Consider the following 26173-nt stretch of genomic DNA (forward strand, 5'->3'; position numbering starts at 1 on the left):
CTTTCGGTACAATCAGGGCAACAACTCATTGGGGGGGTAACTTTTGCCGATCTTTCACGGGCGCCATCTGCGCGGAACCATCCGCCGCCACAAATCTGCCGCGCTGATCATCGCCGGAGCCGTCCTCGCTGCTGGGGCGCTGACCGGGGGTGGGATCCTGGTCAAGAAGCAACTCGACAACGACAAGGGTTGCGAGTCGGTCACGAACTGGGTCGAGTCCCGCGGCGACTTTGTTAAGATCGGGACCGGCGCGGAGAAGGTGGCCATCCTTGGCGACTCCTACGCCGCCGGTGATCTGTTGACTGACCGCACCAAGGGCTGGGTGTACGACCTCGCGCAGGCCAAAGGTTGGAGTGAGTACGTGGACGGTGTCGGGTACACCGGGTACACGAACGGCGGGTTCTGCGGTGACCAGCAGTACGGCACGCGGATCGCGAACATTAGGCAGCTTGCCCCGGATACCCTCATCATCGAAGGCGGCCTCAACGACGCCGGGAAGTCACGCGAGGAAGTTCAGTCAGCCGCCGACGGGCTGCTGAGGAAGTTCAGCGCCGTCAAGAACGTTATTGTCCTTGGCCCGGTCAATGCCCCGGCGCGTTCGGGTCTGACTGACATTGATGCTGCGCTCTCGGCTGCGGCAGCTACCAATAATCGCCAGTACATCTCCGCTCTGTCGTGGAGCTTCGATTACCTTCCTGACCGACTTCACCTCACGGAGGCCAGCCATGCTAAATTCGCGGATCTCGTCGCCGCCCAAATCCGGTAGTGTCGCCCAGGCGCTTCTCTTTTGCGGAGCCGCCGCGTTCGCGTGCTTCTGCGGTATCTCGGGGACCGAGCCATGGGTCGCGCCGCTTGGCGTACTGCTTATCCTGTTCCCTGCGTTCCTAATCCAATGGGACCGCTGGCAGGCCGAGGGCTCCCGTTGGGGCGGCGCGCTCCTGCTCTACCCAATGGTGTTCGGTGTCGCCTATATCCTCGGCTCGCTCAAGCTGGGTCAGCGCGGCGCTCTCGGCTTGGATCCGGACGCGACCCAATGGTGGCTCTACGGCCTCGGGCTTGGCTGTTTCATGGCTGGCGCCGCGGTCACGTCGAAGAAGGCCCCACGCTTCGGGCCCCGCGTCATCGCCCCTGCCGAGTTCAACCTTGGGCGGCTTTCTGCGTTCGCAGGGCTTGGCCTCGCCAGCGTGAACTTTGTGACCGGCGGGATCCCGCTGCTGGCATCCAACATCAATGCGGCACGGTTTCAGGAGAACGCCTCGGTCCTTGGCCCGATAACCGGCATCATCGTTGGTGTCGAGCAATTCGCCCTTGTGGTGCTGGTGCTGGACCGATGGTCACGGAAGCGGGCCGATCGGAAGATCTCGGCATTTGACACGCTGCTGATCCTGGTCCTGTTGGGGTTCCTGCTTGCCAGCGGTTCCCGGACGTTCCTTATCCTGCCGATCGTCGCCATTGTTGTGGCGTGGCTGGAAACGCGAGCGGTCAAAGCTGTCACGGTACTGCTCGTCGCGGTTCTCGGCTTCGCGGCCCTTACCGGTTTCAACTACTACCGTCAGCAGCAGTCCGGAACCGCTGAAGCTTTGAATGCGGCACTGGATCAGAACGGGCTTGGTGACTATCCTTTGGCCTCCGGCATCCTGAGTTTGCAGATCGGACCTCGAGTGTTCCAGGCGAGCCGCGACCTGATCCCGGACGATGTGCCGTTCCAGAACGGGCAGTTCTTCCTTGCCGATGCCGCGGTACTGCTGCGCTCGGGTTTGCCACCGTCAGACTCGTTCACCACTCAAGTCATTACGGGCCGCAGCTACGCCCAAGTTGGCGGCAGCCCACCCACCGTGCTTGGCGGCTTGTACATCGACGGCGGGGTGCCGCTGGTCATCGCCGGGATGCTTGCCCTTGGCTTCATCACTCGGCGCTTCCGCAACGGCTACCTCCGCCGCCCCAACCTGTACACCGCAGCAGCGTATGGCTACTGGGGCACGTGGATGATGCACTCGATCTACAACTACGTCAGCCTCAAGCCGATGGTGCTGGCGTTCCTTGGGCTGTGCCTTCTTGGGGCGTTGACGGCTCGCTCTCGGAAGCCGCTTGAATTGCCGCTGCCAGTTCCTTCTTCGCGGCAATGAGGCCAAGTGCGCTCTGCTCGAAGTCAGGGTGACCAACAGGGATCTGCGTGTTGTTCAGCATGTCAGCGAACACGTGGAGGGTATTAATCGAAAGCACGGTCGGCTGTTCCTTTTCTTTCAGGTCGTCAGGGAAGTGTGAATAGGCCAAGCCCACGATTTTCGCGATTTTGTGCCAGTCTTTTGGGTCGTATTGAACGTGAGCTTCGTTATCTGGGGTGATGTCGAGGCTAAACAGGGTTTCCGTCTCGGACTGGATCTGTAGACAATTTCCGTCGTCTGGGAAGTACGTGCTCACTATGTCTGCCTAACTAGTCCGAGGGTTTGCAAGGTGGTAATGATGTCGTCCACGGTGTGGCTTGCTCCCGTGGCGAGTAGCTGTTGAATGACTGGGGCTGCTCCGAAGAATCCGATCTTCTGGCCGCTAGCCCCACCTACGGTTCCGATCTTGCTTCCGGTGGTCGTGTCCAGGATGAAGTTCACGCCGCCCGCGAGGGTGATCGTGCCGTTACTGCTGTTGCCAGCGATGACAACCTGCGAGACTGACGATGAGTTCTGCCAGTTGTAGCTCTGGCTGGTCTGGTTTACCGATCCTGCGAAGCTGACTTGGAAGCGGGTAGTACCACCAGAGTCCACGGCTTGCAGGATGGACTTGGATTGACCGGTCGCGGCCCGCAGCGTCATGGTGGTCAGGTTGGCCGTTGATGGCGCTTGGAAGAAAGCGAACGACGTTCCAGTGTCCGCTCCGCCGTTCGCCAGAATCCACGCCTGACCGGTGTAACCGGATGCCCCGAGCGTGTAGCCGCCTTCACTGTTGATCGGGTCGCACACGTACACACCGTATGCCTTGGTGAAGGTACCACCGTTCGCGGCAGCGGGGGTCGGCTGCCAGAACGCAATGTGTTTGTCTGACGTTCCGAACGTCGGGCCGCCAGTGCTGTTCGTTGTGGCCTTGAAGTTAGCCGATGTGGCAACGTGCGCGGTGCTTTGGATGATGACGCGCGAGCCGATTCCTAGCAGCGGTGCAGCATCGCCGCCCATGGCAGTGTTCGAGCCTTCGATCTGCGCGATGCCCTCAATGGCTACGGTGGGCTTCGTGTGCGCGAAAGCCGTACCCGTGTTCTTGAGTCCGACGAAGGACGAGAATGCCTCCGCTGCGTCATCGGCGCATGGTCCGTAGTAGCTGGCGAGGATCGCAGCAGCCTGTGTGGTCTTGGTGACCGCCGCATTCGTGCCACCCGTGTAATCCCCGAACTTCTGGTAAACAATCCACGGTGCCCACGCCTCAGGAGGGGAACCATTACCGGCAAAGCCCATGCTCCCCGGCGCGTTGCCGAACGTGAACCACGTCCCGTAAGTCGGGGAGGGGGTGTTGACGTGAAGTCCTGGGTTGTTGCCTGTCGCAATCGGGATGTAGAGCGAACTGAGATCCGGGATCTGCGCCGTGGGAACCTTCGAACCGCTATCCAGACTGGCCACACCTGACGCTGCGCCACGCGAAGCCAACGGGACATAAGTGGCACTGAGTGTCGCTGCGTTGGGCGCTTGGTACCCGAGGGAAGCCCACGCGGTGACCCCGTCACCGAGCTTCCGGTTTCCGGTGTCCGTCTCCAAGCCCTCTTCCCCCGAAGCGAGGACCGGATTCACGGACGTCCAGTTAGCGGCAGTGTCACGGCGGATCTGGATTCTGTTAGCCACTGGCCGTACCCCCGTCAATGTTGATGTTGGCCACCCACGGCGGTGGCAGGAAAGCAGGAATGGCGGTCAAAGAGTGCGGGTCAACGCGGGTCAGGTTCGCCCACTGGGTGTCCGACGACAGCACCGAAACGTAGACCGTCTGCGGCGGGACGCCGCGGATGTCCATGTCCACCCGCCACGCCCAGTTCGACGTCGTCGCGGCCAGGTTGACGCTCATCCGACCCGTGCCGTCCAAGGCGGCGGTGAACGGCTTCGCAAGAACCTCCTGCGTCCCGTTGATCACCGACCCTGACGGGGTGAACTGGAACCGGCCGACAGCCGGGACCGAAGACCCGTCAGCAGCCGGAACCGTCTCATAGAACTGGATGACCGGCATCAGGCCCCACCTCCGTCAAAGTTCCCTGAAGTCGCATACGTGGAAGATGCCACGCCGCCGTCGATGATTGAGCCCGCACCCGGCGAGGCACCGCCGCCGTCGAATACCCCGCCCCACTCAACAGAGCCCCACACGGCAGAGGCGTCCCAGTTGAACGAAACGCCGCCGGTAACGGTGGTCACCGTGTCGGCGGCCACCACCGTGTCAAACACGCCGGTTAGTTGGTTGATCTGAAGCCCGGCGCCGTCGTCCGTCTGACCCTGCGAGGAGTCCTGATTCAACTGCCCCAGGACGTCCTGCAAGGTATACGCACGGTTGCCGCCAGCCATTTAGACCCTCACTCCCGTGATCGAGCACGTCCGGAACCCGCCAGCAACCCCCGAAGCGCGCATCTGGATCACAAGGAACGTGTCATCGATGCCCGGCGTGTAGTTGTTCTGCGAATCAGCGAAGTAACCGTTCTGGAACCGGAAGGACTGCCCGACCGTGAGCCAGCCCGGCCAGTCCTCCGTGGTCACCAGAACAACCCGCTCCTGAGACAGGGCGTACTCTTCCAACTCCCGCAACGCCCGCGCCTGCGCCGGTTCAAGCCCGTCCAGGGTCGAGTCGGTGATGAGCGTGTCGAACAAGCCCTGATTCGGGCCCGTCGCCGCCGCGATACCCGCACTGGACTGCGCCTGCGCCACCACCGGAGTCACGTAGTTGTATGTGACCGCCACAATCGCCCCGGAGGCCGGTGGTGCGCCGCCGGGCTGCGTGGACAGCGACCACACGCCCGGGGCGCCCTGAACGAGCAGCCACGGGGTTGTGGCGTCCGTCTGGTCACTCACAGGGGCAGCCACCCCGTTGACCTGCACAACAGCGTTGAGCGGGTTCGTCTGCACCGGGTAGGACAGGTGGAACGTCCTTGAGGTTCCGTCGCCCACGAACTGCTCAGTGGTCGTCCGGGTAATCGAACCGCCCTGCACCAGCACACGGGTCTTCAACGAAGAGGAATCCCACTGGTAGTACGTCTGCGAGTCCGTCTCGTAAAACCCCGTCATGGTCGTCGCCGCCGAGGTTACCCGGTCCGTCAACACAACCCCTGACGGTTGGGCGTCCGCCTGCGTTGTCGCCGCGAAGTGCAGGTCCGAACCGCCGTCCACCCACCACCCATACGTTGACGTCGTGGAAGCGAGATGGCAGAGCTTCTGCAACGCCTGCGTCACCGTGTGGTTCAGGCCCTTGAAATGGTCGATGATCGGCCCGGCCTCCACATGGTTCGCCGTGATCCCGCAGTCGGCCTGTGCCAGCATGTCACGGACAATCGCGTCCGCCGTCCACCCCGAATAGTCCGACGAGACGATCCGGTTCTGCAGATAAACGGCAGGCGAGGAACACATCAGTGTCCACGTCATCAGGTTCCCTGACCGGGAGGACTTCGGTTGGGTCGCGACACCACCGAACAGCAGAACCCCGAGGTTCAAGTCCCGCAGCTCGACCGTGGACATCGGCGGCAAAGCGAAGTTCGGCGCCGTCTTGAACTCATCCGTGAGGATAATCGACGCCGTATCGCCCTGCCTGCCCCAATCCTGAGACAGGGACCACTGATCCTGGTTGAAGTTCGCCGTCCGGTCCTGCCCGGCAACAAGTAGCTGCAGCTCCGGGGTGGCCGTGATCGTCCATGACGCGGAGAACGCCACGGGGGCGGACACCGCGTAGAGCCCGTTCACGTCAGTGACGATGACCGAGATCGAGTAGGAGTGCCCGTTCTGGATGGTCGAGAATGGCAGCCCCCAGGTTGTCCGGGCGCCGGCGATGTTCCCGGAGTCGTAGATGATCGCGGTCCCGCCCCCGGTGGTGTCCGTGATCAGTGTCCGGTCGTAGGCTTTGGCCGCGGACCCGCCGTAGTTGATCGTGACCGTAGCCGTAGCGGACGCCTCCACGGCCCCGCCAGCCGGTGCTGTGACCGTCACGGACGGGGGTGTGGTGTAAGTGAACGTCCAGTACGGCGACCATGCGCCCGTCAGGGTCCCGTCAGAGCCTTGTGCGCGCCATTCGTACGCGTGCCCCACCACAAGGGCCGAGGTCACGTCACGGGTCTGGGTAGCCCCCGACGTGAACGAGCCAGTGACCGTGGCCGGGTAACCGGGCACCTCCGCGCCAGCCGTCACGTCGAACAAGTCCCAGATCAGGGAAGTGACATTCGACCCGTCAGGGGTGGAGAACGCCGCCTTCAGCACAACAGAACCGGACGAGATGATCGCGGCCATCCCCGGCGCCGAAGGAATGGGGGCGTTCGGTGCGGTGTCAGTGGTGAACGCGGTCAGTGAAGACCACGGACCCCACACCCCGGACGTGTCCTGCGCGCGGGTCCACCACGTGTACGCCGAACCCCACGCAAGCGAAGGGAACCATTGCGCCACCGTGTAGCTGGCCCCGGGGGCGACCGTCTTGGCCACCACGCCGGAATCCTGGAAGACCGTCCGGCCCGAAGGGTCGAGAACTTGGACTTGGACGTTCTGCGCCGACAGGCTGGAGGGGTGCGTGTAGGTGGCCGTGAAGTTCACGCCCGTAATGGTTGTGAGCTTCCCGGTCGGGGCGGTCGGTGCCGGGGCGTTCGGCCCGGCGTTGGCCGTGAACGTCTGCGCCGCGGACCATCCGGACCACGCGCCCCACGAATCGGAGTACGCGAACGTGACCGAGTACTGGACGCCGGCGAGGAGGCTGATACCGAAGTCGGACGGTTTCTTCGACCACGAAGGGATGGCCGCGTTCACCGACCATTTTTGGTCCGCGACAAGGACGCCAGAGTCCGTTCGGGTGATCTGCCACCAGACCTGACCCACATAGTCGTACGCGGCGTCAGCCGGGTTCTGTGGTGTCGTCCCGGAGAACGTCGGGTTGGTGTCCGAGATCGCCCCCGAAGGGGTAGGAGACTGCCAAGAACCAGCGTTCGGGGCAGCGTTCGCAACATAGTTGACCGACGCCGACAACTGCCCCGGACCGTACGGGGCAATCGAGTTGGTGAAGTTCGACGGGCCGCCGCTGCCCGGGGTGGACTGCGCCCCCCAGTTCGTCGCAACCGAACCGTCCAAGCCCCAGATCGCGTCCGCGTTCGGGTCACGCCAGAACCCGGCATAGAACGCCGCGCCGCCACCAACCCGGAGGTTCGCAACGGACTGGGTTTGAAGTGCCCGGCCGGTCCCGGCGGAGAAACCGGGACCGGACCAGAGAAGCACACCATTGCTCGCCCACAACGCCAGCGCAGACCACGGGTTCGTGTACAAACCACCCATGATCACGCTGGCCGAGGTGATCCACCCGTTCGCGGGCATCGTCAGAACACAAGCAACCTGGTTGGCGTAGTTGCTCTGCGAGTCAGCGTACGAGTTATTGGTGAGGTCACCGACAGTGGACATTCGGTTACCTCCGGATCATGTGTCCTGCGCTTGGAAGGGTCCACGTCGCCATGCGCTTACCGAGCGCGTCCTCCAGCTTGGCCACGAACCGGTCATCAAGGGTGCCGTTGATGTCGTGGATGTCGATGTTGAAGACCATCGACGGGGCGTCCCCGCCCGGGCCCGCCCCGTCAGGGGAGATCACCCGTTCAGGTTTGCCCGTGCCGTTGTAGACCTGCGTGATGCCCGGTTGCAGCCACCCGCCCGAGTCGTACCCCACGTAGGGGCCGCCGTTGGACATGGACACCAGACCGGGCACGTTCCCGATGCCGCCGTACCGGGACCGGATGTATCCGATACCGGCGACGATGTTCGCCACCGGATCGAAGATGTCATCCGGCAGGGCCGCCGACCGGTAAGCCTCGAACGTGGAACCGATGGTCTGCATCAGACCCCTGGAAGGGTCTCCGGCCGCAGCGTTGGAGTCCCAGTTGTTCGCGGCGTTCGGGTTCCCGCCCGACTCGTGCATGGCGATCGTTTCCAGACCGTTCAACCAGTCCCCGCCGGTCACCCCGGCGTCGGACATGGCCTGAGCCACCCACTGCGCAAGATCCCCGGACACGGCCCCCGGGGAACCGATGTTCGCGTTGCCGGCGGACTTCGCCGCCGTGGAGTCCTTCCCGCCAAGGAAGGACAGGAAGCCGTCCCCGATCTTGTGCACACCCGAATCCATCAGGCCGCCGAACCCTGTCGAGCCAAGCGAACCATCCGCGAGATGCTCAATGCCCTGCACCACTGGTGCCGCCAGTGCCCGCAGGCCGCCAAGGGCGGCGTCCTTGAGGCCGTTCAGGGCCCCGCCAACCACGTTGCCAATACTTCCGATGATGTCCCCGACAACACCGCCGTCCGCGAAATGCTGACGGCCGCCCTTCAGGGAGGGTCCGCCGCCATGCCCGAACATGGAGTTGATCGCGTCAATCCCGGAAGCACCGCCAAGAGCCCGGACGGCCTGCGGGACAAGGACGCCCTCACCCGGGGATAGCATCGCGTGAACGGTATCGTTCCCCGGCGAGTAGCCGGGGACGGTGCCGCCTGTCGCGAAGTTCAGGTGTACCGGGTCAATCGGCGCGATCCCAACAGTCTTGGCAACGTTGTTCCAGACCGGCAGGATGCCGTTGTTGTAAATGGTGTCCACGACGAACTGGATCGGAACCTTAGCCGCTTCCTTCATTCCGTCCCAGGCCTTCTTGATGCCTTGACCCATGGCGTCAAAGCCCTTGCCAACGCCGTCAATAACCTTGCCAATTGGGTCGAACACGTTCTGGGTCAGCCAGTTCCACGCCGCACCAATCGCGTCCTGGATGGCCTGCCACACCGGCTTGATCACGTCGTCATGCAACCAGTTGAAGATGATGCCGAGGCCGGTGATCTCGGTGTGGATGAAATTCATGACGTTCTGGACGATCCAGTTCCACGCAAAAGCAATCGCGTCCTGGATGCCCTTCCACACCGGGACGACAACGTTCTGCCAGAACCATGTGAAGGTGTCCGCGAGCTTGTGGTACCAGTCGATGATCGGCTGAACCACGTTCGTGAGGATCCAGTTCCACGCCGTGCGGAACACGTCCACGATGCCGTTCCACACCGGGACAAGGACGTTCTGCCACAGCCACACGTAGATCGAGGCCACGAACTTCACGTAGTTCACGATCGGGTTGATGACGTTCCCCAGAATCCAGTTCCAGGCGACTTTCATCACGTCAACGATCCCGTCCCATGCGGGTTTGATCGCGTTTTTCCACAGCCAGTTCCATGCGTCCCCGAGGAGGTGGACGATCCCGACAATCGGGCCGATCAGGACCGCAGCCAGAAGCGTCACGACGAACTTCGCCACGGTAACGATCCCGTCCCACACAGCCTTGAACCCGGTCTCGATAGGCGTCCACACGGACATCCACCACTGAACGAAGCCGCCGATGGCGCCCTTCGTCCAGTTCACGACGTCATCCCAGATGGTCTTGAAGAACGCCCCCACCGGGGCCCAGACACCGTTCCACCAGGTCACAAAGCCGTCGATGATCTGCTTGAGCCAGTTCATGAACCCGCCCCAGATCTGGGTGATCCACTTGACGACGTCGTTCCAGTGCGTGACGAGCTGGACGACCCCGAAGGCAAGGGCCGCGATTGCGATGATGATCCCGGTGATCACCAGCACAATCGGGTTAGCGGCAAGGAACGTGAACGCGATAGTCAGGGCCGCGACCACGGCGATAAGCCCCATGACGGCGCCCGTGACGATCAGGATCGTTGCGGCAAGCTGCGGGTTGTGCGAGATCCAGTCAACGATCGGACCCATGAACGAGGAAACCTTGTCCATCAGGGTCCCGAGGATCGGCAGGAGAGCCGTTCCGATGGCAACCTTCACGGTCTCAAAGGATTCCTTGGCTTTGTCGAGCTTCGTGTTGAAGTTCGCCTGGATCTCCGTCCAGCCCTTCACGTTGCCCTGCGCGTCAGCCGTGGCCCCGGCAACGGACTTGATCGCGGCATTGGTGGTGCCGGCGTTCTCGCCGGTCAGCATCAGGGCCACGTTCAGGCCTGTCGCGTCACCAGTTGCTTTGGCGAGTGCCTGCGTGTAGTTCTGCAGCACCTCCGAACCGGACACCTGCGCGTCACCGATACGGTGCGTCGCGCCGAGCAGGGTAGCGAATGACGACGCCTGCTTGGCTGACACGGGGTCAAGGTCCAGCGCAGCTTTCTGGTACTGCTTCATGGTCATCGAACCGTCAAACAGGTGCTGCGCAAGATCCTTCGCCGGCCCCGTCAACGAATCCATGGCCGTGCGCATCTGCAGGAGAACCTTGTCCGACCCCGGCGGCATCATGTTCGTGATCTTGGTGGAGATCTCCTGCAAAGTCCCCGACAAGCCCTTGGACTTGATGTCGTCCGCCAACTGCGTCGTGGTCATGCCCAACAGGGCAAGCTGCTTGGCTTGCTGGGCTGTCGGGTTCTCCATGTGCCGGATCGCGTCCGCAAGGTTCTGTGACGCCTGCTGCGCCGACTCACCGTGGACCGTCATGGAGGCCATGTCACCCAAGATGTCCGACAAGGCCACGTGCGCCGCCGACGCCGTAGGCAGGATGGCAGGCATTGCCGATGCCAGGTCCTGGAACCGCATCTTGCCCGCCGCGGTCGCGGCGACAAGCTTCGAGGTCACGTCAGCCGCGTCAGAAGCTTTGAGGTGGTAGTCGATCAGGGACGAAGACACAGCATCCGAGACGGTCTCCAAGTCCGCGCCTTCAGCCTTCGCGCCCTCCTGAGAGGCCTTCAGGACGTTCATTCCGTCCGCGCCGTGGAAACCAGCCGAAGACACCTTGTAGAAGCCCTCCGTGAGGCTCTCCAGGGTGGCCCCGGTGTCCCGGGCCAGCGCCATGATCGCGTCGGAGTCCTTCTGCAGGTTCTCCACAGGCTCACCGGCTGAGGTGGCGACCTTCGTCATGTTCGCCTGAAAATCACCGGCCGCTTTCGCTGAATCCACAGCGAGGAGACCAACCCCAACAGCGACAGCGCCGGTCGCGACACCAACCCCGGCCATGGTCTTCGTGACAGCCTCGGACCTTGCCGACATCTCGGACTGGGCGTCTTGGAATTCCTTGTGCTTCTTGGTCGAGGTTTCAAGCGCACCCTGTAGGGTCAGAAGGGCGGCCTGCTCGTCGTTGGATGCCTTCTGCATCGCGGTCGCGGCGAGTTCCGAGGCTTTCTTCTGCTCGTCCCCGGACAGCTTCGCCGCGTCCGCCATCGCCGACTGGGCTTCCTTGACCTTCCCGCCGGCGGCGACCATGTCAGCCTGTGCGGCCTTCACCTGCGCCGCGGCGGCCTCGTGTGCGCGCCCGAGGGCGGCGGCCTTCGCCTGAGCTGCCTCCATGTCCGTCCCGGACCTACCGAGAGCGGTCCGCATGTTGTCGAGTCCGCCCGTGAACTTCCCAAGGCTCCCCTCAATGGACTTGAAAACCGCTGACGCGCGGTCCCGGGCCTCGACTTCGAGGAGGATCAGCTCATTGGTCACATACCTCCTGTTTCGCCGCGTTTCCTACGCGGGAGGTTGTCGAATGCTGTTTGCGTGGCGGCGGCCCGCTCAGGAGTGCTGGCCGCCGCCTTGCCGTCATGCTTTTCGTTCTGGACCTCGGCATCGGTGTTGAGGATGACGATGAAATCCTCAACCAGCCCGTCAGGCCAGTGGTTGAGGTCCTCCGGCAGGAGCCTCGCCCCGAACTTCGTCCAGAACGCCTCCGCCTTCCGGAACTGCGCCAACTGCCACGGGGGCCTCTGGTTGCTGTCCGGCGACCGCAGGGCTTTCTCCACTTCCGCCCGGAAACGCGGCCCGCCCCTCAGCGCTCTTCGTCTCCGCATCGCGGATCGCGGCGACAACCTTCGCCGTCACCCACGACGGGAGCCTCTTCACGGACTCCAGACGCTTGTCCTCCGGGGTGACGGGCATCGGGTTGTCATGCTCGTCCGTGAGGTTCCACGAGCAGATCGCCTGAGTCGTCAACACGATGTTGTAAGCCCCGGTGCCGATCTGCATTCCGGACGTGTTGCCGTCCATGCTGACCAGCTTGTCCTCAGCCGCGGCCTTCTGAGCGGCGGTCAGGTGCGGGCGGATCTCCACCCAGAAACCGTCCTCAAGGTCGATGCGTTCCGTCTTCGTGTACTTGGAAATAAAGCCCATGTGCGTTGGTCCTATCTAGTAGCCGAGGTATGCGGAGTTGACGAGAGTCGCGGAGATCGTGGTGGACGTGGCAAGGTTCAGGCGGGCCTCGAAAGCCAGCGAGGACTTGATCACGTCATCCATCGGAACCGCGTCGGTGTAGGTCTTCAGACGGATCGCGGGGAGGTTGAACGTCCACGTGCCGCCGTTGTTCGGGTGAGCCAGGGTCCACGCGACCGCGCCTTCGACCTTGTTCGCCATCTGGGTGTAGTAACCCCACGTGGCATCATCAAGGGACGTAAACACCACATCCGCCTTACCGGAAATGTGCCGGGTGACAGGGGTGAGGAACTTCGGCCCGGCCTGCCCGTACGTGTACGTGTCCTTGATGCCGTTCTCAATGTCCATCGAGAAGTTCTCCGCCTGCGCGACGGTCTGACCAAACAGGGACAGGGACGCCTCCGCGAACACGAACGGGTTCTCGTTGACAACCGCAATCGGGGAAGGGGAATCGAGGACCGCGGCGGACTGTGCAATGAGGTCCGCCGTGACCGTGGCTTCCTGGTTCGTGGACTGGCACGCCAAGGCCAGCTTGTTGATCCGGCAGCCGGCGAACTGCAGCGAGTCGTACCCGCCGAGGTTCTTCTCCACCGTCAGGGACGGCAGGGTGTTCTGCTGGGAGATCGTGTGCGTGAACGGTGCCACGACCGCGGCGACAGCCGAAGCTGACGCGTGCGCATACGTCAGGGCCGCGTCCAGGGTCAGCGTGTACGGCGACGTGGTGCCCGTGATCGTGGTGACCTTCCGGCACTCAGAGGTCTTCGTGGTGCCGGTGTTCGTGTCGATCTGCACAATCGTCGTGCCCGCCACATACCCGGTGACCGCGGCGACCAGGATCGTCGTCGCACCAGCCGTGGAACTGGACGTCATGGTCGTGGAGTTCGTCGGGGTGGAACCCACAACACCCTGACCGGGTGCCGCGTCCATGCCGATGGCAGACACCACAAGCTCAGCACCGTTGGACGGGAACAGAGGAGCGGACACGGAACCGGACAGTTTCTGCTGCCCGTACAGCGGGAAGATGTTCAAATCCCGCTGGCCCATCTGGACCTTCGGGAAGAACAGCCCCGGATCCATCTGAAGGGAGTTACCCGTCATGGGCACGTTGCTTGTCGGCAGGACCGGCGTTCCGAAAACTTGTTCGACGCCGATACCGGTGGCAGAGAGCGACCCCCACCGTTCAATTACTTGGCTGGTCACAGACCTCCTGGGTGTTGGTGTTCTTCGCCTTGGCGGGCGCCTTGGCTTTGGTGATTGCCCTCACCGGGACCGGCTTGGGGGTTGGGATGAAATCTGTTCGCCTGAGCAGGTGCGGCCCTATCGGCCCGTCGATGTCCTTGGTATCCCCGGGTTCGAAGATGCCGATGTTGTGGACGTAGACGGGTTGCTGGCCGGTAAAGGTGATCTTCATCAGAGGCCTTCCGTGACGGCTGCCCGGAACGTCAGTGCGATCCGGCTGCCGAGGGCGTCGGCGGCGCGTTTGGGGAAATCGTTTGGCTTGGACCCGGGGTGGTGGGCGAACGCCGCGAAGCCCGCCTCACCGTGGGCGTCCATGATGTGGAGCGCCCGTGCGGCCTTGGGCACGATGTCGTGCGGTTTCGTTCCCTCCACCACGTATTTGGCGTAGGGGGTGTTCGCGGTCCACTTGACCTTCAAACCGTCCGCGAGAAGGGACCGCTGGTACCGGATGGACTTTGCCAGCCGCTCGGATTGCTTCGGGGCCTGCTTCATCAGTTCGGCGCGCATGATCGGTCCGATATGGTCCGCCCAGCCCGCCGCCCGTGTCGCCCAGTTGAAATGCGCCAAAGGCAAGTCAGGAATGCTGGCGTTGAAGGAGAATGTTTCGCTCATGCCTGGATCGCCTCCACAACGCTCACGATCATCCGGCACTCGTACTGGAGCATGCGCTGATCCTCCAGTGCCCGTGCGGGCATGTAGTCGATCTTGATGTTTTCGCCGATCTTCTTGATCGTTGACTTCTCGCCGGTGACCGAATCGGTTAGTTGCGCCATTAGTTGGGTGTTACGCAGCACCTTCCGGACGGCGTCGATCACGACCGGGAACAGGGAGTCCGCGTTCGGGTCGTCCGCAAGCTCGGCATGGAATATCCACAGGTCGATGTCGTACGCGGTGTCCTTGAACCCGCCCGTAGAGAGGTTCCCTGGCTGTGCGCGCGGCATGGTGTGCCGTTTCTCATCGCCCATTGCGCCCCAGATGAAGCACAGCGGGGTGACCTGATCCAGGGGGTTCGGGTAGGAAACGTGAGCCTCCAGCGTCCCGAGCTCAGCGATCGGTAACGTCAGCCCGTCGAGGAGGCCCTTGACGTATAGTTGCGTCGCGTTCAGCGTCATTGGGCCTCCTAGCGTTTACGGCGGGCCGCGCGGTGCGCGGTGTGGCGGTTGGTGACTTGGCGTCGGTGCGTCAGATGGCGCTTGTGCCTCAGGTGGTAATGGCGGCGTAACTTCGTCGCCCGTCTGTGTGTCGCGTGAACCGCCCGCCGCTTGTGCTTCAGGTGGTAATGCCGGTGGTGGAGCGTCCGGCGGTGGTGGAACTTCCTTTTCCCGTGATGGGAGTGGGATTTCCAGCTCACAACGTTGGCCGGAATCTGTGGATCTTCAGTTCCGCCTCGGACGTGTACTGGTCAATGGACTTCGAGCCGCCGCCGGAGGAACCGGAACCGCCCGGCGCTGAGACCGCCGTGGCGCCGCGCACGAGAGCCTCTGAAACGGCGTACAGGATCGCCGCCGAAACCACAGACTCAGGGATGGTTGTGAACAGCGTCCCCACGGGGTGGGCGTTCGCCAACGGTGCGGCGAGCGTCAGCGTTCCCGGCCCGGACAGGGAACCCGTGACCGTAGGAGACACTGCTGTGACCACGGCGGCTTCCTGTCCCACCGAGTCGCGGATAGTCCCGCACGCGCCAAGCCAGCCAGTCACGTCATCTATCTGAATGGTGGTGTCACCGACGTTCGCAGCCGCCATGAGTTGCGTATGCGGCCACCCGTTCATGTAAGTCACCTGGACTTCGACGGAGCCGCGGGAACCGGAAACGACGCCCGGGGCCATCAGGACGGCCTGACCGCCCGTGTCCGTGGTCCCGGGGACGCTCGTGCCGTACAAACCCATGATGGGCTTGTAAACCTTGAACTTGCTGGCATCGAGAGGCGTCCATGCCGGGGGGAACGACGCCGAGGCCGAGTACTGGCCGGACAGCACTGACACAACCGGGGGCCGGGACAGGACAAGCCAGCACGTACCGTTCGGCCGGATCTGGAACCGCATGTCACCGGGACCAAACAGCGTCTCCGTGTCAATGGTGGCCCGCAGCGGAGTCGAGACATAATCGTCCACCGCTGCCGTGGCGCGCATGCAAATGTTCAGCTGCTCCGCGAGCTGCTGTTCTGGGCTAGCGCGCGGGGTCGGGATCGTGGACCACGAAATACCAGTAGGCGCGGCAATCAGCATGGCCGGGGTGATATACGGGGCGCCCGGGCCCACAATGTTCGTCATGATCAGCGCCCCTGCAAACTCATCTGGAAAGTGAACGAAGGGGACGCCCCGGAAATGGCCCACACGAGCCTGTACGGGCCACCGTTGAGCATCGTCGGGTTCTGCGTGCCCGTGCCGATGGAAAGCGCCACAGTGCCCGTCTGCGTGATCGCCGGCGTGGACGCGGCAACCTGCCAGACACCGTTGGCGTCCTGCTGCTGAAGCGTCACAACCAACGACCCCGAGGCCGCCGAGACGTTCACGCCAAGGAACATCTCCTGCGCGCCACTCACTGCAGGACCCGACTTGAGCGTGTCCACGTAACCCGAGGACGAACGGGCCGTCAGAGGCTCACTGTAAACGATCTGCACAGGTCCGCCGATCTGGGTCGCAAGGACCGCGGCGGTACCATTAGCCTGGTCAACCGAGCCAATGAGGTTCCCGTCGCCGTCCGTCATCACCGCCGGCAGGAGCTTCAGCTCGGACGGTCCAGGGATGACACATATCGCCCCTCCCGGAGTCATCTGAATGTTTGCGTTGCTCATCGCGTCCCCTTCGCGCATTTCGTGCACACCCAACGGTCATCGACCCACTGGACGTGCTTCTGGCAGACCATTTCCTTGCAATCCGAGCATTGGCCCACCAGCGGGCGGGGGCGTCTCTGAGGGCCCCCGCAGCGTGGGCACCCGCTACGCGGACGCCCCACGGGCCTTGGAACGCGGGGCAGACTTCGGAGCGGGCTTCGGCGCGGCAGCCCTTGCAGCGGCTTCGGCGTCCTCCTTGGCGGCGTTAGCTTCTACCTCAGCTTTGGCCTTCTCGGACTCAGCGGCCTTCGCGGCTTCAGCCTGCTGCGCGGCGAACGCCGCCGCCTGCTGGGACATGAAGTTCGCCATGAAAGCCTGCGAGAACTCGGCCATGGCAGCCGAGCCCTGCGCTTTCTTCCGCTCCGCCTCGCGCATCTCAGGACCCGTCAGCGGGGCCTCCTCGAGGGAAGTCGCCCAGAACGGGTCACCCGCAAGCAAGGGCTCGCAAACGGGGCAGTCGATGATAAAACGCTCATCGTCCTCGCCCTTGAGGTGCCCGTTGCACGGGACATTGCCCGGGGCGAAAGCGGTGACACTGGAAGCGGCGTAGGCGGTCATGATTCTCCTTTGAGTTCGAGAGGGCCGCCGCACTTCGGGCAGACGGTCGAAAAACGGTAGGCGGTGAATCGGCACGGCTCGCACCGCTTTGAAGCGGTCCGGGTAATCCTGGTGCCGGTGGCCTTTTGGATCCGGCCGCCGTCGTCGCGGGCGGACTGCTCGATGAGGCGCACATGATCCGGGTTGTCCACAGTCACGCGGCCATGGCTGTCAGCGTTGTAATTGGTGCTGCCGACCTTGATGCCGTAGCAGCCTTCACGCATCGGGGCGCCGTTCTTGCGATCGACGTAGAAGTCCAAGGGATCTCCTGAAGGATTGGATGCCACTGCCCCGGCCTGCTTAGGTCGGGGCAGTGGACTTTGGGACTAGCTGTAGGTTCCGGTCGTGCCGGACGCCACAGTCTTCTGGATGCCCTGGATGAGGCCGTTGTACTGAACGGCCGGGCAGAAGAGAGTGCCGTACATGAACATGCTGTAGCGGAACGTCACGTCGATGACGGGCCACGAGATGGACAGGTAGTCCTGAACCATGACGTTTTCCCACACGTTGCTGATGTTCTGCTGCGGCTGAGGCAGCTTCAGCGAGATCGGCATTGCCGTGCCCTGCGCGAGGTACGGGTGCGACCGCATGTCGATGACCTTGCCCGTGATCGGGTTGACGAACTCGCGCACCTTCGTGCCGACCCGCACACCGTCAACCTGATCCTGCGAAACCTCAAGACGGTAACCCGCCGTGCCCGTGCCCGCGTTGGCAATCGAAGCGCCAAGACGCATCTGGTCGCCAGCCTCAGTGAGGATGAAGTCCGGGTCAGCGCCGATACCGCTGGCACCGTTGTACATCGCCTGCAAGGCGTTGTTGACCGTGTTGACCGAGAGAATGTCACCGACTGCCTGGTTCACGTAGGAGCCCTGGTACCCGGCGGGGTACACACCGCCCGCAGCGTGCCCGGAGACCGTGGAGACGAGACCCTCGTAGTCGTTCGCGCTCGACGTACCGGTGTCGGCCGTGGGCGGGGTTGCGCCCGTGGTCGGAAGCGCGCCCTGGATGGTGAACTTCGTCGCACCGACGCCGGCGGTCTGCAGGTGCATGCCCGAGTTGGCGGGTGCCGCCGTGCCCGTGCCGGTGTAGATGTTCGACGCGAACCCGCCCGACACCTGCGTGAGGGTCACGTCGATGACCTGCCCGTTCGACGCAGCCACCGAGGCGACCGTGGACGGGAGGGTCTCGCCGTAGAGGTTCACGGCGGTGGTCTGCACGTACACGTTCGTGGTGACACCGGAGATGCCGACCTCGCCAGAGTTCGCGGAGCGGGCCGTGAGGGTCACCTGTGCCGGGGTGGAGAGCGCAGTCGCCGTGGCGGAGAGGATCGCGCGCTCCTCCAGCATCATCATCTCCTGCAACAGGATCAGCGACGCGAGTCCCGCGTTGTCCTCGAAGCCCTGACCAGCGAACTGGGAGAGCCACGAGACGTTCTCGGACAGGCCGAAGAACTTGTACGGGACGTTCAGGTCAATCGCGGTCTGCGAGCCCGAACCCGGGAGGTTACCCGGCCACTGCGAGAAGCTGCCCCCGTTGGGGAACTCCGAAATGGACATGCGGTTGCCGGGGGTCGCGAGACCGCCCATGGCCGAACCGGACACCGCCGTGATGACCTTCGCACGGTGCGAGAGGCCCTGACCGGGAACGCGGGGGAAAAGGTTCCTCAGCGGGGAGTGAACCGGGTAGATCAGCTTCGCCGGGGCCGCCAGATCGAACGGCACAAGACCGGAAGCCAGCGGGCTGGTGAGGCTGATGTTCTTGCCAAGCTCGGTACCAAGGATCTGTTCGAGCTGGCCAACGAGCTGACCCATCGCCGCCGACTGCGGCGTCTGCATCGCAGCACCGATCGCGCCGGAGAACATCGGGTTCAGGCCCTTCGCGACCTCCGCCGGGGCCTCGAAGCCCTTCTTGATGGCCTTGCGGAAGAAAGTATCCGCAGCCACGGCGTGATCGTCACTGAAGCCGCCCTTGCGGCCCTTGGTCAGCTCACCGATCATCTCGGTGGTCTTGTCGGCGTACTGGCCAGGCGCGACGCCAGTCATTGCCTTCGAAATGGCGTCAGTGTTCGATTCGGTGTTGGCGAGCTTGTCAAGCTCAAGGGTTCCAGAAATACGGGTCACATACCTCCAATAGGGTAGAGAAAGGGGTTGTCAATCAGAGACGAGATCGGCGGCCCGCTTGGGCCCCACGACCTTGATGAGCGAGTCCATGGCGGGACCGGAGATATCACTCCTGGGGTGCCGCGCCTTGAGGATGATCGCCCTCAGTGCCTCGGCTGCCTCGGTATCGACGCTGCCCGCAGCGCCCTTCTCCACCGATGGCCGCAGAGCGGCGAGGGCTCCACCCCGGTAAGCCCGATCACTCGGGTCCGGAGCGGATTCGAGGCTAGTGATCCGCTTAGTGAGCGTCTCAACCTCTTCCCGCAGGGACGAATTCTCATCCTGCAGGGGCTTCTGTGCCTTCTCAATGGCTTTACCGAGAAGGGAAGTGATCCGGTCGTCCAGCGACTCCTCAGCGGCCAGGCCAAGGCCCTTACGGACATCGCCGTAGTTCGGGGGCGTGACAGGCTGCGGCGTCGCCGTGGCGCGGGTGTCGAGCGCATCCGTTGTCGCCGGGGCAGGCGTGGGGAGAACACCCGGTTCCGGGAACATGGGGCACATGTCAGCGTGCTGGTCCGCGATGAAATCGTGGAACGACTTGAGGATGTCGGCGGCCTGATCCTCCACAACACCCTTGGTAAGGTCCGCTTCGGCGGCCTTCGGGGTCGGGACGTGCGAGGCGAGCGGGATCCGAGGGTGCTGCCCCGGCGCCGCAGTCGGGTTGACCCGGCCCGCCGAGATGTAAGGCCGCTTGAACTTGCCCGGCTCCACATCACCCGGGGTGGGGTGGGCGTCGGGGAAAGCGTCCGCGAAGGACTTCCTCAGCCCGTCCATCGCCGTGCCGCACGCGGCCTCATCGGCCTTCGCGAGCTGGAGCGCCAAGCCGTAGCCCTCGGAGAGACGGACCATGCCGGCGATGTCCTCCGCGGCAATCGCCTTGCTGACATCAGCGGCCCACACCGCCGGCTCCACAAGCCCCGGAAGGCCCTTCGCTACCACCGGGTGGACGTTCAGTACGTCCTCCTCGTGGAACGCGGCGCACAGGGCGTCGTGGAGGCGCTTGACGTGCAGCGGGACCACGGACTTCTCAGCCTTGTCGTCGTCGGCGTCAGGCTTGCCGTCACCATCGCCGTCAGTGTCCGCGCCGTCCTCGTCGCCGTCAGGCTCCTTCGCGTCGGCGGCTTTGGACACTTCCGGCTCCTCAGCCTTCTCCGTCTTGCCGGGAAGCTTCGAACCACAGTCAGCGCAGAACTTCGCCGCGGAATCCGCGTGGTGCGTTGCCCCGCAGTTCGTGCAGTCGCGGGAACCCTTGGTCACCTCAGGCTCAACCGGCGCCGTGTCGGCGTCAGTCGCCTTCTCAGCAGCGGGAACTTCAGCAGGTTGAGGCACAGAATCTCCTTCGCTCGCCTTGTCGCCGAACACATCGGCGGGGGTGGGGGCGGCCTTCGTCAGCTCCACTTCGACGGCCTTCTCAACGACCTCGATCTCACCAGAGCTGGCGCGCTTGGCCAGATCGAAACGGGAACGCGGGTTCGCGGGGAAGTCCACAAGGGAGATTTCCGAGAAGATCCCGTCCACCACGCGGCCGTTCTTCGCGATACCATCCGGGTCACGGATAATCCGCGGCTTCGAGATGCCAACCGAGTACGCCTTGTAGACGCCCTCCTTCACCAGCTTCACAGCTGTCGGTTCCACGACATGAGTGCGGACCCAAATACCCTCCGGGCGGACCTCCATCTTGACCGCCTTGCCAGCGGGCGCGAGGTTCGAGGAGTGCATTTGCCTGCAATTGCCCCAGTCCTCAAACCAGACCGTCAGGCCCTTGGTTGCGAAGTCCCTGTCAACAATTTGACTGTCGAGATCAAGGCCATCGTCGGTGCAGATGCCCTCAACATAGACGGAGCCGTCAGCGGCTTCTTCTGATTTGGTGAATGGAATGGAAATGGCGATGGATTCGCCGTCAGTCGTGAATGCCACACGCCTCCTGGTGGGTGTCTTTGGTTTGGGTTTTTGGGAATGGGGGGATTTTCGGGGTAGGCCAGACGGGAATTCCGGCGTCATAAATGGCGATTCCGGTCTCTGCGGGCTGTTCGGTCATGCGGGGACTCCTATGCTGAGTCGGTCAAGGACTTGCGCCCAGTCATCGAATACCCATACGCCTTGGTAGTCCTGCCAGTTGGTGGGTGTGTACGGGTGTCGGGGGGACCAGACCGAGACGCCTTCGCGGGGTACGGTCAGCCACTTTTCGGGAGAGTCATCGACCAGTAGCCCGGGATTGTCGGGGCCGCACCCGGCAAGTAGCCGTTCCTTGTTGCCCGGGCCGACGTTGAGGCTGTCAGCGGGGACCCCGTTCCGCTGGACCCAAGCCTCGGTGGAGATCCGCACCGACTCGGGCCGGTCCGTCGCGACACACACCCTGTGCCCGGAATCCTTGATGGTCCGGAGTGCCTCTATGGCCAAAGGGTCAGCCACCGCGTTGGCGTAGAAGACGCCCTTACAGAACTGGGCTGCAAGCCAATCCTGCTGCTCGCGAGGGAGCGTTTCCCCGATCCGGTAGGTGTTGACCTCCGCCGCCACAAGGGACAGCCCGAAACGGGCATTCAGGGCCGAGCATATCGACTCCGCGAAGTGGTTCAGCGTCCCGTCGATGTCGCACACGATCAGGGGCCGCGATGCCCGGGAAAGGAACACGTCAGCGGCGTCCACAGGCTAGACCCGCGGCGGCCAGGACCAGTGACGCTCGCCCTCGCCCTCACTGATCGAAGTCGCCCAGAAGTCGTCCGTGCCGTCCAGGATCACGCGGAGGTTCACCGACGTCGCCCATACACGCACGATGATGGCCGGGTAAACGTCACCCGCACGCACCGCGTTGCCGACGTGGGCTTGGTAGCCGTCCGAGGGGTACTCCTTGGACGCCTTCACGAACGCCATGAAGTCTTCGCGGCGCTTGTTGATCCGCGCGGCGTCGGATTCGGTCAGCGTGTAGTGGACGATACGGCCGATGCTCGGTTCCATGGTTTCCTTAGGGTCGTTTCGAGTAGTCGTGCAAATGAGTGGAGCGGCGGTGCCGGTGCGGGGCGTAACCAAGATCCCGGAGCGTCCGGGCGATCCGGACGTCCAGGCGGTGCCAGTCCCTTGCGGGCATCCCGTCGTCATCGATCCACCCGACAACCTCCATGAGGTCCGGGTGGTCAGCGATGAGCTTCGCGGAGAACTTCGTGCACCCGAGGCCCTCATCCAGCCACACGCCCGTGCCGAGCTGGTACGGGGACGCGCACCACGGCTCCGGGCAGGCCTCCATGGCCTCAACCACACCCCGGGCCGGGACAACGTCCTGCTCCACAACGGTCAGGGGCTTCCCGACATGCTCACTGAGCCCAGGGTCCCGGCTGGTCCCGGCACTGGCCATCCACATCATCGACAGCAGCGTCCAGTAGTGGCTTGAGTCGGACTGAAGCAGCAGGCAGATCAGCGCCCCGTTCGCCCGGGCCCACGTCTCAGTCTCCGATTCAAGGAAGGGCTCGACGTAGGGGACAATGACTGTCACGGCCGCACCCCCGCGATGAGCAGGATGAAAGCCAGGATCGATATCGCGTAAAGCAACGCGATCAACCATTCCCTCATGCCGCCGCAACCTTCGGGAATTCGGCCAAGTACTCGGATCGGAACCTGCCCTCGGGGAGGACCCTGCGCGCCGCTTCGACGGTTCGGGGGTCAATCCATGGCGCGTCCGTGATGTCCCAGCGGATCGCGCGGATCTTGGCATACTCGTGGAATATCCCCTTGGCCTCCCATGGGGCGGAGATGAGGACGACCTTCGCATCGGCGCCGACCGTAGTCTTGAGCGCACAGTTGAGTATGTCTTCCTCAATGAAAGCCGCGTCATCGATGATCAGGACATCTACGCTCCATCCGACGATGGACGCCCGCTCCGGTGGAACGCAAAGGATTTGCGAGCCATTCATGAGCGCCGTCCGATGGAAATCTTCGCCCGCAATTTGGCAATCGCAGAACCGGCGGACAGCTTTCTGAGAGCGGCCCGACTGACCATCGCTTGACGATACGAGCATGACCGTCAGGTTTGGCATACGCAGGGCTTCCCATGCCGCCAGAAGCTCGACAGTCTCGGTCTTTCCCGTCTGGCGCGGGGCGACAATGACAGTCACCACTTCTTTCAGGCTCATGGACTCGGCCTGCCAGTCGGCCCGGGGTGCGCCTGCTCCTAGGCAGAATGCAGCGAATTCACTCACAGCGTCTTCCCTCTCTCCCTCAAGATCCGTGCCACTTCGTCTGCCGGGATGTCCCGCGGCTCGTACGTGACGCCCTGATACCCGCCGGAGGCCCGCTCGCGGGCGTTCGCCGCGTCAGCAAGTTCCTGCCGGATAGCGTCACGATCCAGTGCCCGGCCCTGCGTGGACGTACCATCCGAACCAATACGGCTAGGCAGCCCTGACACGAAATCGGCCCTGGCCTGCTCAGCCGCGTCACGCCGCGCTGCCGCATCATCGTTCTGCTGGTCGTAATGCGACATCGCGTTCTCCCGCTGCGTGTTCCCTGCACGGGCCACCTCAACACCGCCCTCACGGAACGACACCGAACACCCGCACCGGGCACCGCCGGAACAAACAACCCCGCCGAACGTCCCGTCGCCCGGCCAGCCAGGCAAGGTCTGCATCGTGAACACCTTGCCCGCACGAGACAAGCACGGCGCGCAGTGCTTCTCAGTCGCGCCGAGCTCCCACACGATCTCGTAAGTCGGGTTGGCCGCGACAACGGTCTGCCCATACGCCGAGTTGTAAGCCCCCACAAGAGTTTGCGCGTACAACCCGAAACGGTTCGCCAGAGCCGCGCTGGAAACGCCCGTGATGACCGATTTCATGAGCCCCATCAGGAACCCCTGCTGGGCCTCAGCCCGCTGCCGGACCTCAGACCCGAACGAAACCACAGGAGTGTCCGGATGGTCCGCTGCAGCGTCCGAAGAACCGGCATCCATCGCCGACGAATACCCGCCCGCCATCACCGACGTGCCCCGGTCCACGAACTGAGCCGTGGACAACCCCTGATGACGGTGGTCATACACCAACTGCCCCAGACCGGCCGCGACAGCCGTCATGGCCGGGTGAAGCTGCTCCTCCCGGCGCTGCTGCCTCAGCCGTGCCCCCGCTTTCCGGGCCACCGCATGCACAGCGCCGGTCACGCTTTTGGGAGCTCAGCCTCCGCCAACTCGTCAGAGGTCAGGATGTCCGAGGAAAACGCCGATACCGGGCGTCCTTTCCTCAGGAACCGTTCCAGCTTCTCCAACTCCGCCGTGACAGCCTTCGCAGCCGGCGGGGTGCCGTCAGCCGCCCTCACAGCATCATGGGCCGGGGTGGTCAGGTTCGGGCCCTTCAGAGGCTCATCCTCATCTTTCGGTGCCTTATCCGGAGCTTCATCACCCAACTGCGCTGGTTCCGCGGCGCCGGCGGCCGCAGCGACCGACGCCACAGCAGCCTGAACAGCCACCGTCAACGGCATATACCCCGTGGACGTGATGATGCCCGGGACCGACGTCTCAGGAAGACCGAACGGGTTCTTACCGACCGCCACACGGGCCTCATCGATCGCTTCGAGACCGTTCTTGACCATCGTGACGTGCGTGTCGATGATGTCCGCCCCGGCATCCGTCTCCGAGGGAATGCCCCAGAACCATTCCATGTCCTTCTGGCCGAACACGCGCTGGATCACGTAGTCGAACAACTCGGCCTTCAACTGCCCCGTGACCGGCTTGATACGGTTCTGCGAACCCTTATCCGTGTTGATCTGGGAAAGCTGCTTCGACTCCGAAGGCGACTGAACAGCAGACACGCGAGGCGTCACACCAAGATCCATCGGAGTCATGCCGAACGGCCCCGTGACCTGGGAGATAATCCACTCATCACCCTGGTCCGCCAGCGGGGAATGCTTCTGGTCCTTCGTCTGTGAACCCTTCGGCAGGACAATGATCCGGTGCTTCGCCGCGATATCCCCGGCCATGGCATTCAGGGCGTCCTGAAGCATGCGGATCTGCTGCGGGGTGTCCACCCCGTCACCGGCGATCACGTACTGCGCCGGGATCGAGCCTTCCGTGAAGTAGTCCTCTTGGTAGATCTGCTTGTACAGGCCGATGGTGATAGGCCGGATGGCTTTCTCCACGCACGAGAACCCGTAGGGGGAGATCGTGCGGGTGGTCTCGCGCAGGTAGATGAGCTGGTCGCCACGGAACTCCACGGCAGGATCGCCAAGGTCCGCCACGTCTTCGCCCGTGAGCACCGAGATCAGATCCACGCGGGGCACACCCCACAGGTACTGCTGGTACGCCACGGAACTGCCCGAAGGTGTCGCGCCCGCAAGGTCGAACAATGGCCGGATGGTCGCACCGTCCAGAATGTCCAACGCTGCAAGGTTCGACCCGAACGGGCCAGCACCACGCCGCCGCGGCGGCCGCAGATGGATGGCCACGGCGTCGATCACGAAACGATCCTCGAGGAGCGCGGACAGCCAGGATTCAAACGTCGGGTACTTGGCCTTGTCCGAGTCCGGGGAGGAGAAGAACTCCACCACCTGACGGCGGCGCTTCTCCCAGTCCTCCCGAAGATCCGGGTCACCCTTCATCGCCTGTGTCGCCTCAGCGGTTGGGACAATGTCCCAGCCCATGGAAACGATCTCGTTCGTGCGGTGGTCAACGCAGGACCGGGCCACCGAGTACACGTCAGCGGCGGAACGCAGTGTCGCGAACGGTGCCAGCTTCAAGCCCTCAGAACCGGGCGTGCCGTGGTTAAGGTTCCAGTTGACCGGGTACTGGGACCGGCGCGGATCCGGCCGCTCCGACTCTCCCGGGACGTCCACCGCCATGGGGATCATCGGGGAACCCGGAGCGAACTGGCCCTGCGTGAACGCCGACGCGGGACGGGGGAGCGGGTTGTACGGCTGGTTCACGTCGAACTGGCCCTGCTGCGCCAGTTGAGTCATCAAGCCCGGGTTCTTACCGCCTGCGGCGAGGATGGCAGCCGCTACCGAGTTGCCTTTAGCCACACGCCTCCTGGG

The 26173-nt window shown here is 63.6% G+C and carries 25 protein-coding genes; 2 read left to right on the forward strand and 23 right to left on the reverse strand.

Annotated features, from left to right (window positions below; translation table 11 throughout):
* The first annotated feature begins 43 nt into the window (after window positions 1-43).
* Complete coding sequence (locus E1809_RS08965; RefSeq protein WP_133203892.1) at window positions 44-766, forward strand: SGNH/GDSL hydrolase family protein; 723 nt, start codon at window positions 44-46, stop codon at window positions 764-766.
* Window positions 726-2126, forward strand: a complete 1401-nt coding sequence (locus E1809_RS08970) for an O-antigen polymerase (protein WP_133203893.1) — start codon at window positions 726-728, stop codon at window positions 2124-2126. Before E1809_RS08965 ends, E1809_RS08970 begins: the two co-directional genes overlap by 41 nt.
* Here E1809_RS08970 and E1809_RS08975 read toward each other — a convergent pair.
* The 23 genes from E1809_RS08975 to E1809_RS09090 all read right to left on the reverse strand — a co-directional run bounded on the left by E1809_RS08975 (window position 2017) and on the right by E1809_RS09090 (window position 26161).
* Window positions 2017-2421, reverse strand: a complete 405-nt coding sequence (locus E1809_RS08975; protein WP_133203894.1) for a hypothetical protein — start codon at window positions 2419-2421, stop codon at window positions 2017-2019. The genes E1809_RS08970 and E1809_RS08975 overlap by 110 nt on opposite strands.
* Complete coding sequence (locus E1809_RS08980; RefSeq protein WP_133203895.1) at window positions 2421-3821, reverse strand: hyaluronate lyase N-terminal domain-containing protein; 1401 nt, start codon at window positions 3819-3821, stop codon at window positions 2421-2423. Before E1809_RS08980 ends, E1809_RS08975 begins: the two co-directional genes overlap by 1 nt.
* A complete protein-coding gene (locus tag E1809_RS08985; RefSeq protein WP_133203896.1) occupies window positions 3814-4197 on the reverse strand; it encodes a hypothetical protein in 384 nt (127 codons plus the stop codon). Before E1809_RS08985 ends, E1809_RS08980 begins: the two co-directional genes overlap by 8 nt.
* The gene (locus E1809_RS08990; protein ID WP_133203897.1) at window positions 4197-4526 is read right to left on the reverse strand and encodes a hypothetical protein; all 330 of its coding nucleotides are present in this window, start codon (window positions 4524-4526) and stop codon (window positions 4197-4199) included. Before E1809_RS08990 ends, E1809_RS08985 begins: the two co-directional genes overlap by 1 nt.
* Window positions 4527-7598 carry a phage tail protein gene (locus tag E1809_RS08995; protein WP_133203898.1) on the reverse strand — a complete coding sequence of 1024 codons (3072 nt, stop codon included), beginning with the start codon at window positions 7596-7598 and terminating at the stop codon, window positions 4527-4529.
* A gap of 4 nt (window positions 7599-7602) precedes the next feature.
* Window positions 7603-11640: a phage tail tape measure protein gene (locus E1809_RS09000; protein ID WP_133203899.1), complete on the reverse strand. Its 4038-nt coding sequence runs from the start codon at window positions 11638-11640 to the stop codon at window positions 7603-7605.
* A 162-nt stretch (window positions 11641-11802) separates the two neighbouring features.
* Complete coding sequence (locus tag E1809_RS09010) at window positions 11803-12303, reverse strand: hypothetical protein (protein WP_133203901.1); 501 nt, start codon at window positions 12301-12303, stop codon at window positions 11803-11805.
* 15 nt (window positions 12304-12318) lie between these two features.
* On the reverse strand, window positions 12319-13542 hold the full coding sequence (locus tag E1809_RS09015; RefSeq protein ID WP_133203902.1) for a phage tail tube protein: 1224 nt from the start codon (window positions 13540-13542) through the stop codon (window positions 12319-12321).
* Window positions 13523-13753 carry a hypothetical protein gene (locus E1809_RS09020; RefSeq protein ID WP_133203903.1) on the reverse strand — a complete coding sequence of 77 codons (231 nt, stop codon included), beginning with the start codon at window positions 13751-13753 and terminating at the stop codon, window positions 13523-13525. Before E1809_RS09020 ends, E1809_RS09015 begins: the two co-directional genes overlap by 20 nt.
* Window positions 13753-14193 (reverse strand): HK97 gp10 family phage protein, encoded by a 441-nt coding sequence (locus E1809_RS09025; RefSeq protein WP_133203904.1) that lies wholly within the window; start codon window positions 14191-14193, stop codon window positions 13753-13755. The genes E1809_RS09020 and E1809_RS09025 overlap by 1 nt, the downstream gene beginning before the upstream one ends.
* Window positions 14190-14693, reverse strand: a complete 504-nt coding sequence (locus E1809_RS09030; protein WP_133203905.1) for a hypothetical protein — start codon at window positions 14691-14693, stop codon at window positions 14190-14192. Before E1809_RS09030 ends, E1809_RS09025 begins: the two co-directional genes overlap by 4 nt.
* Before the next feature lie 235 nt (window positions 14694-14928).
* Window positions 14929-15852, reverse strand: coding sequence for a hypothetical protein (locus E1809_RS09035; protein ID WP_133203906.1), 924 nt, complete (start codon window positions 15850-15852; stop codon window positions 14929-14931).
* 2 nt (window positions 15853-15854) lie between these two features.
* Window positions 15855-16376: a hypothetical protein gene (locus E1809_RS09040; RefSeq protein ID WP_133203907.1), complete on the reverse strand. Its 522-nt coding sequence runs from the start codon at window positions 16374-16376 to the stop codon at window positions 15855-15857.
* 144 nt (window positions 16377-16520) lie between these two features.
* Window positions 16521-16973 (reverse strand): hypothetical protein, encoded by a 453-nt coding sequence (locus tag E1809_RS09045; RefSeq protein WP_133203908.1) that lies wholly within the window; start codon window positions 16971-16973, stop codon window positions 16521-16523.
* A complete protein-coding gene (locus E1809_RS09050) occupies window positions 16970-17299 on the reverse strand; it encodes a hypothetical protein (RefSeq protein WP_133203909.1) in 330 nt (109 codons plus the stop codon). Before E1809_RS09050 ends, E1809_RS09045 begins: the two co-directional genes overlap by 4 nt.
* A 39-nt stretch (window positions 17300-17338) precedes the next feature.
* A complete protein-coding gene (locus E1809_RS09055) occupies window positions 17339-19132 on the reverse strand; it encodes a hypothetical protein (RefSeq protein ID WP_133203910.1) in 1794 nt (597 codons plus the stop codon).
* Between the two features lie 30 nt (window positions 19133-19162).
* The gene (locus E1809_RS09060; RefSeq protein WP_133203911.1) at window positions 19163-21088 is read right to left on the reverse strand and encodes a zinc ribbon domain-containing protein; all 1926 of its coding nucleotides are present in this window, start codon (window positions 21086-21088) and stop codon (window positions 19163-19165) included.
* Window positions 21089-21205: 117 nt separating this feature from the next.
* Entirely contained in the window at window positions 21206-21817 is a 612-nt protein-coding gene (locus tag E1809_RS09065; RefSeq protein WP_133203912.1) for an HAD family hydrolase, read from the reverse strand.
* 3 nt (window positions 21818-21820) lie between these two features.
* Entirely contained in the window at window positions 21821-22126 is a 306-nt protein-coding gene (locus E1809_RS09070; protein WP_133203913.1) for a hypothetical protein, read from the reverse strand.
* Between the two features lie 7 nt (window positions 22127-22133).
* Entirely contained in the window at window positions 22134-22658 is a 525-nt protein-coding gene (locus tag E1809_RS09075; RefSeq protein WP_133203914.1) for a hypothetical protein, read from the reverse strand.
* A 73-nt stretch (window positions 22659-22731) separates the two neighbouring features.
* Window positions 22732-23361, reverse strand: coding sequence for a terminase large subunit domain-containing protein (locus E1809_RS09080; protein ID WP_133203915.1), 630 nt, complete (start codon window positions 23359-23361; stop codon window positions 22732-22734).
* Window positions 23358-24308, reverse strand: a complete 951-nt coding sequence (locus E1809_RS09085; protein ID WP_133203916.1) for a hypothetical protein — start codon at window positions 24306-24308, stop codon at window positions 23358-23360. The genes E1809_RS09080 and E1809_RS09085 overlap by 4 nt, the downstream gene beginning before the upstream one ends.
* Window positions 24305-26161 carry a phage portal family protein gene (locus tag E1809_RS09090; RefSeq protein WP_133203917.1) on the reverse strand — a complete coding sequence of 619 codons (1857 nt, stop codon included), beginning with the start codon at window positions 26159-26161 and terminating at the stop codon, window positions 24305-24307. The genes E1809_RS09085 and E1809_RS09090 overlap by 4 nt, the downstream gene beginning before the upstream one ends.
* Window positions 26162-26173 lie beyond the last annotated feature (12 nt).

Source organism: Arthrobacter terricola (assembly GCF_004354015.1).
In the GTDB taxonomy this organism is placed as follows: Bacteria; Actinomycetota; Actinomycetes; order Actinomycetales; family Micrococcaceae; genus Arthrobacter; species Arthrobacter terricola.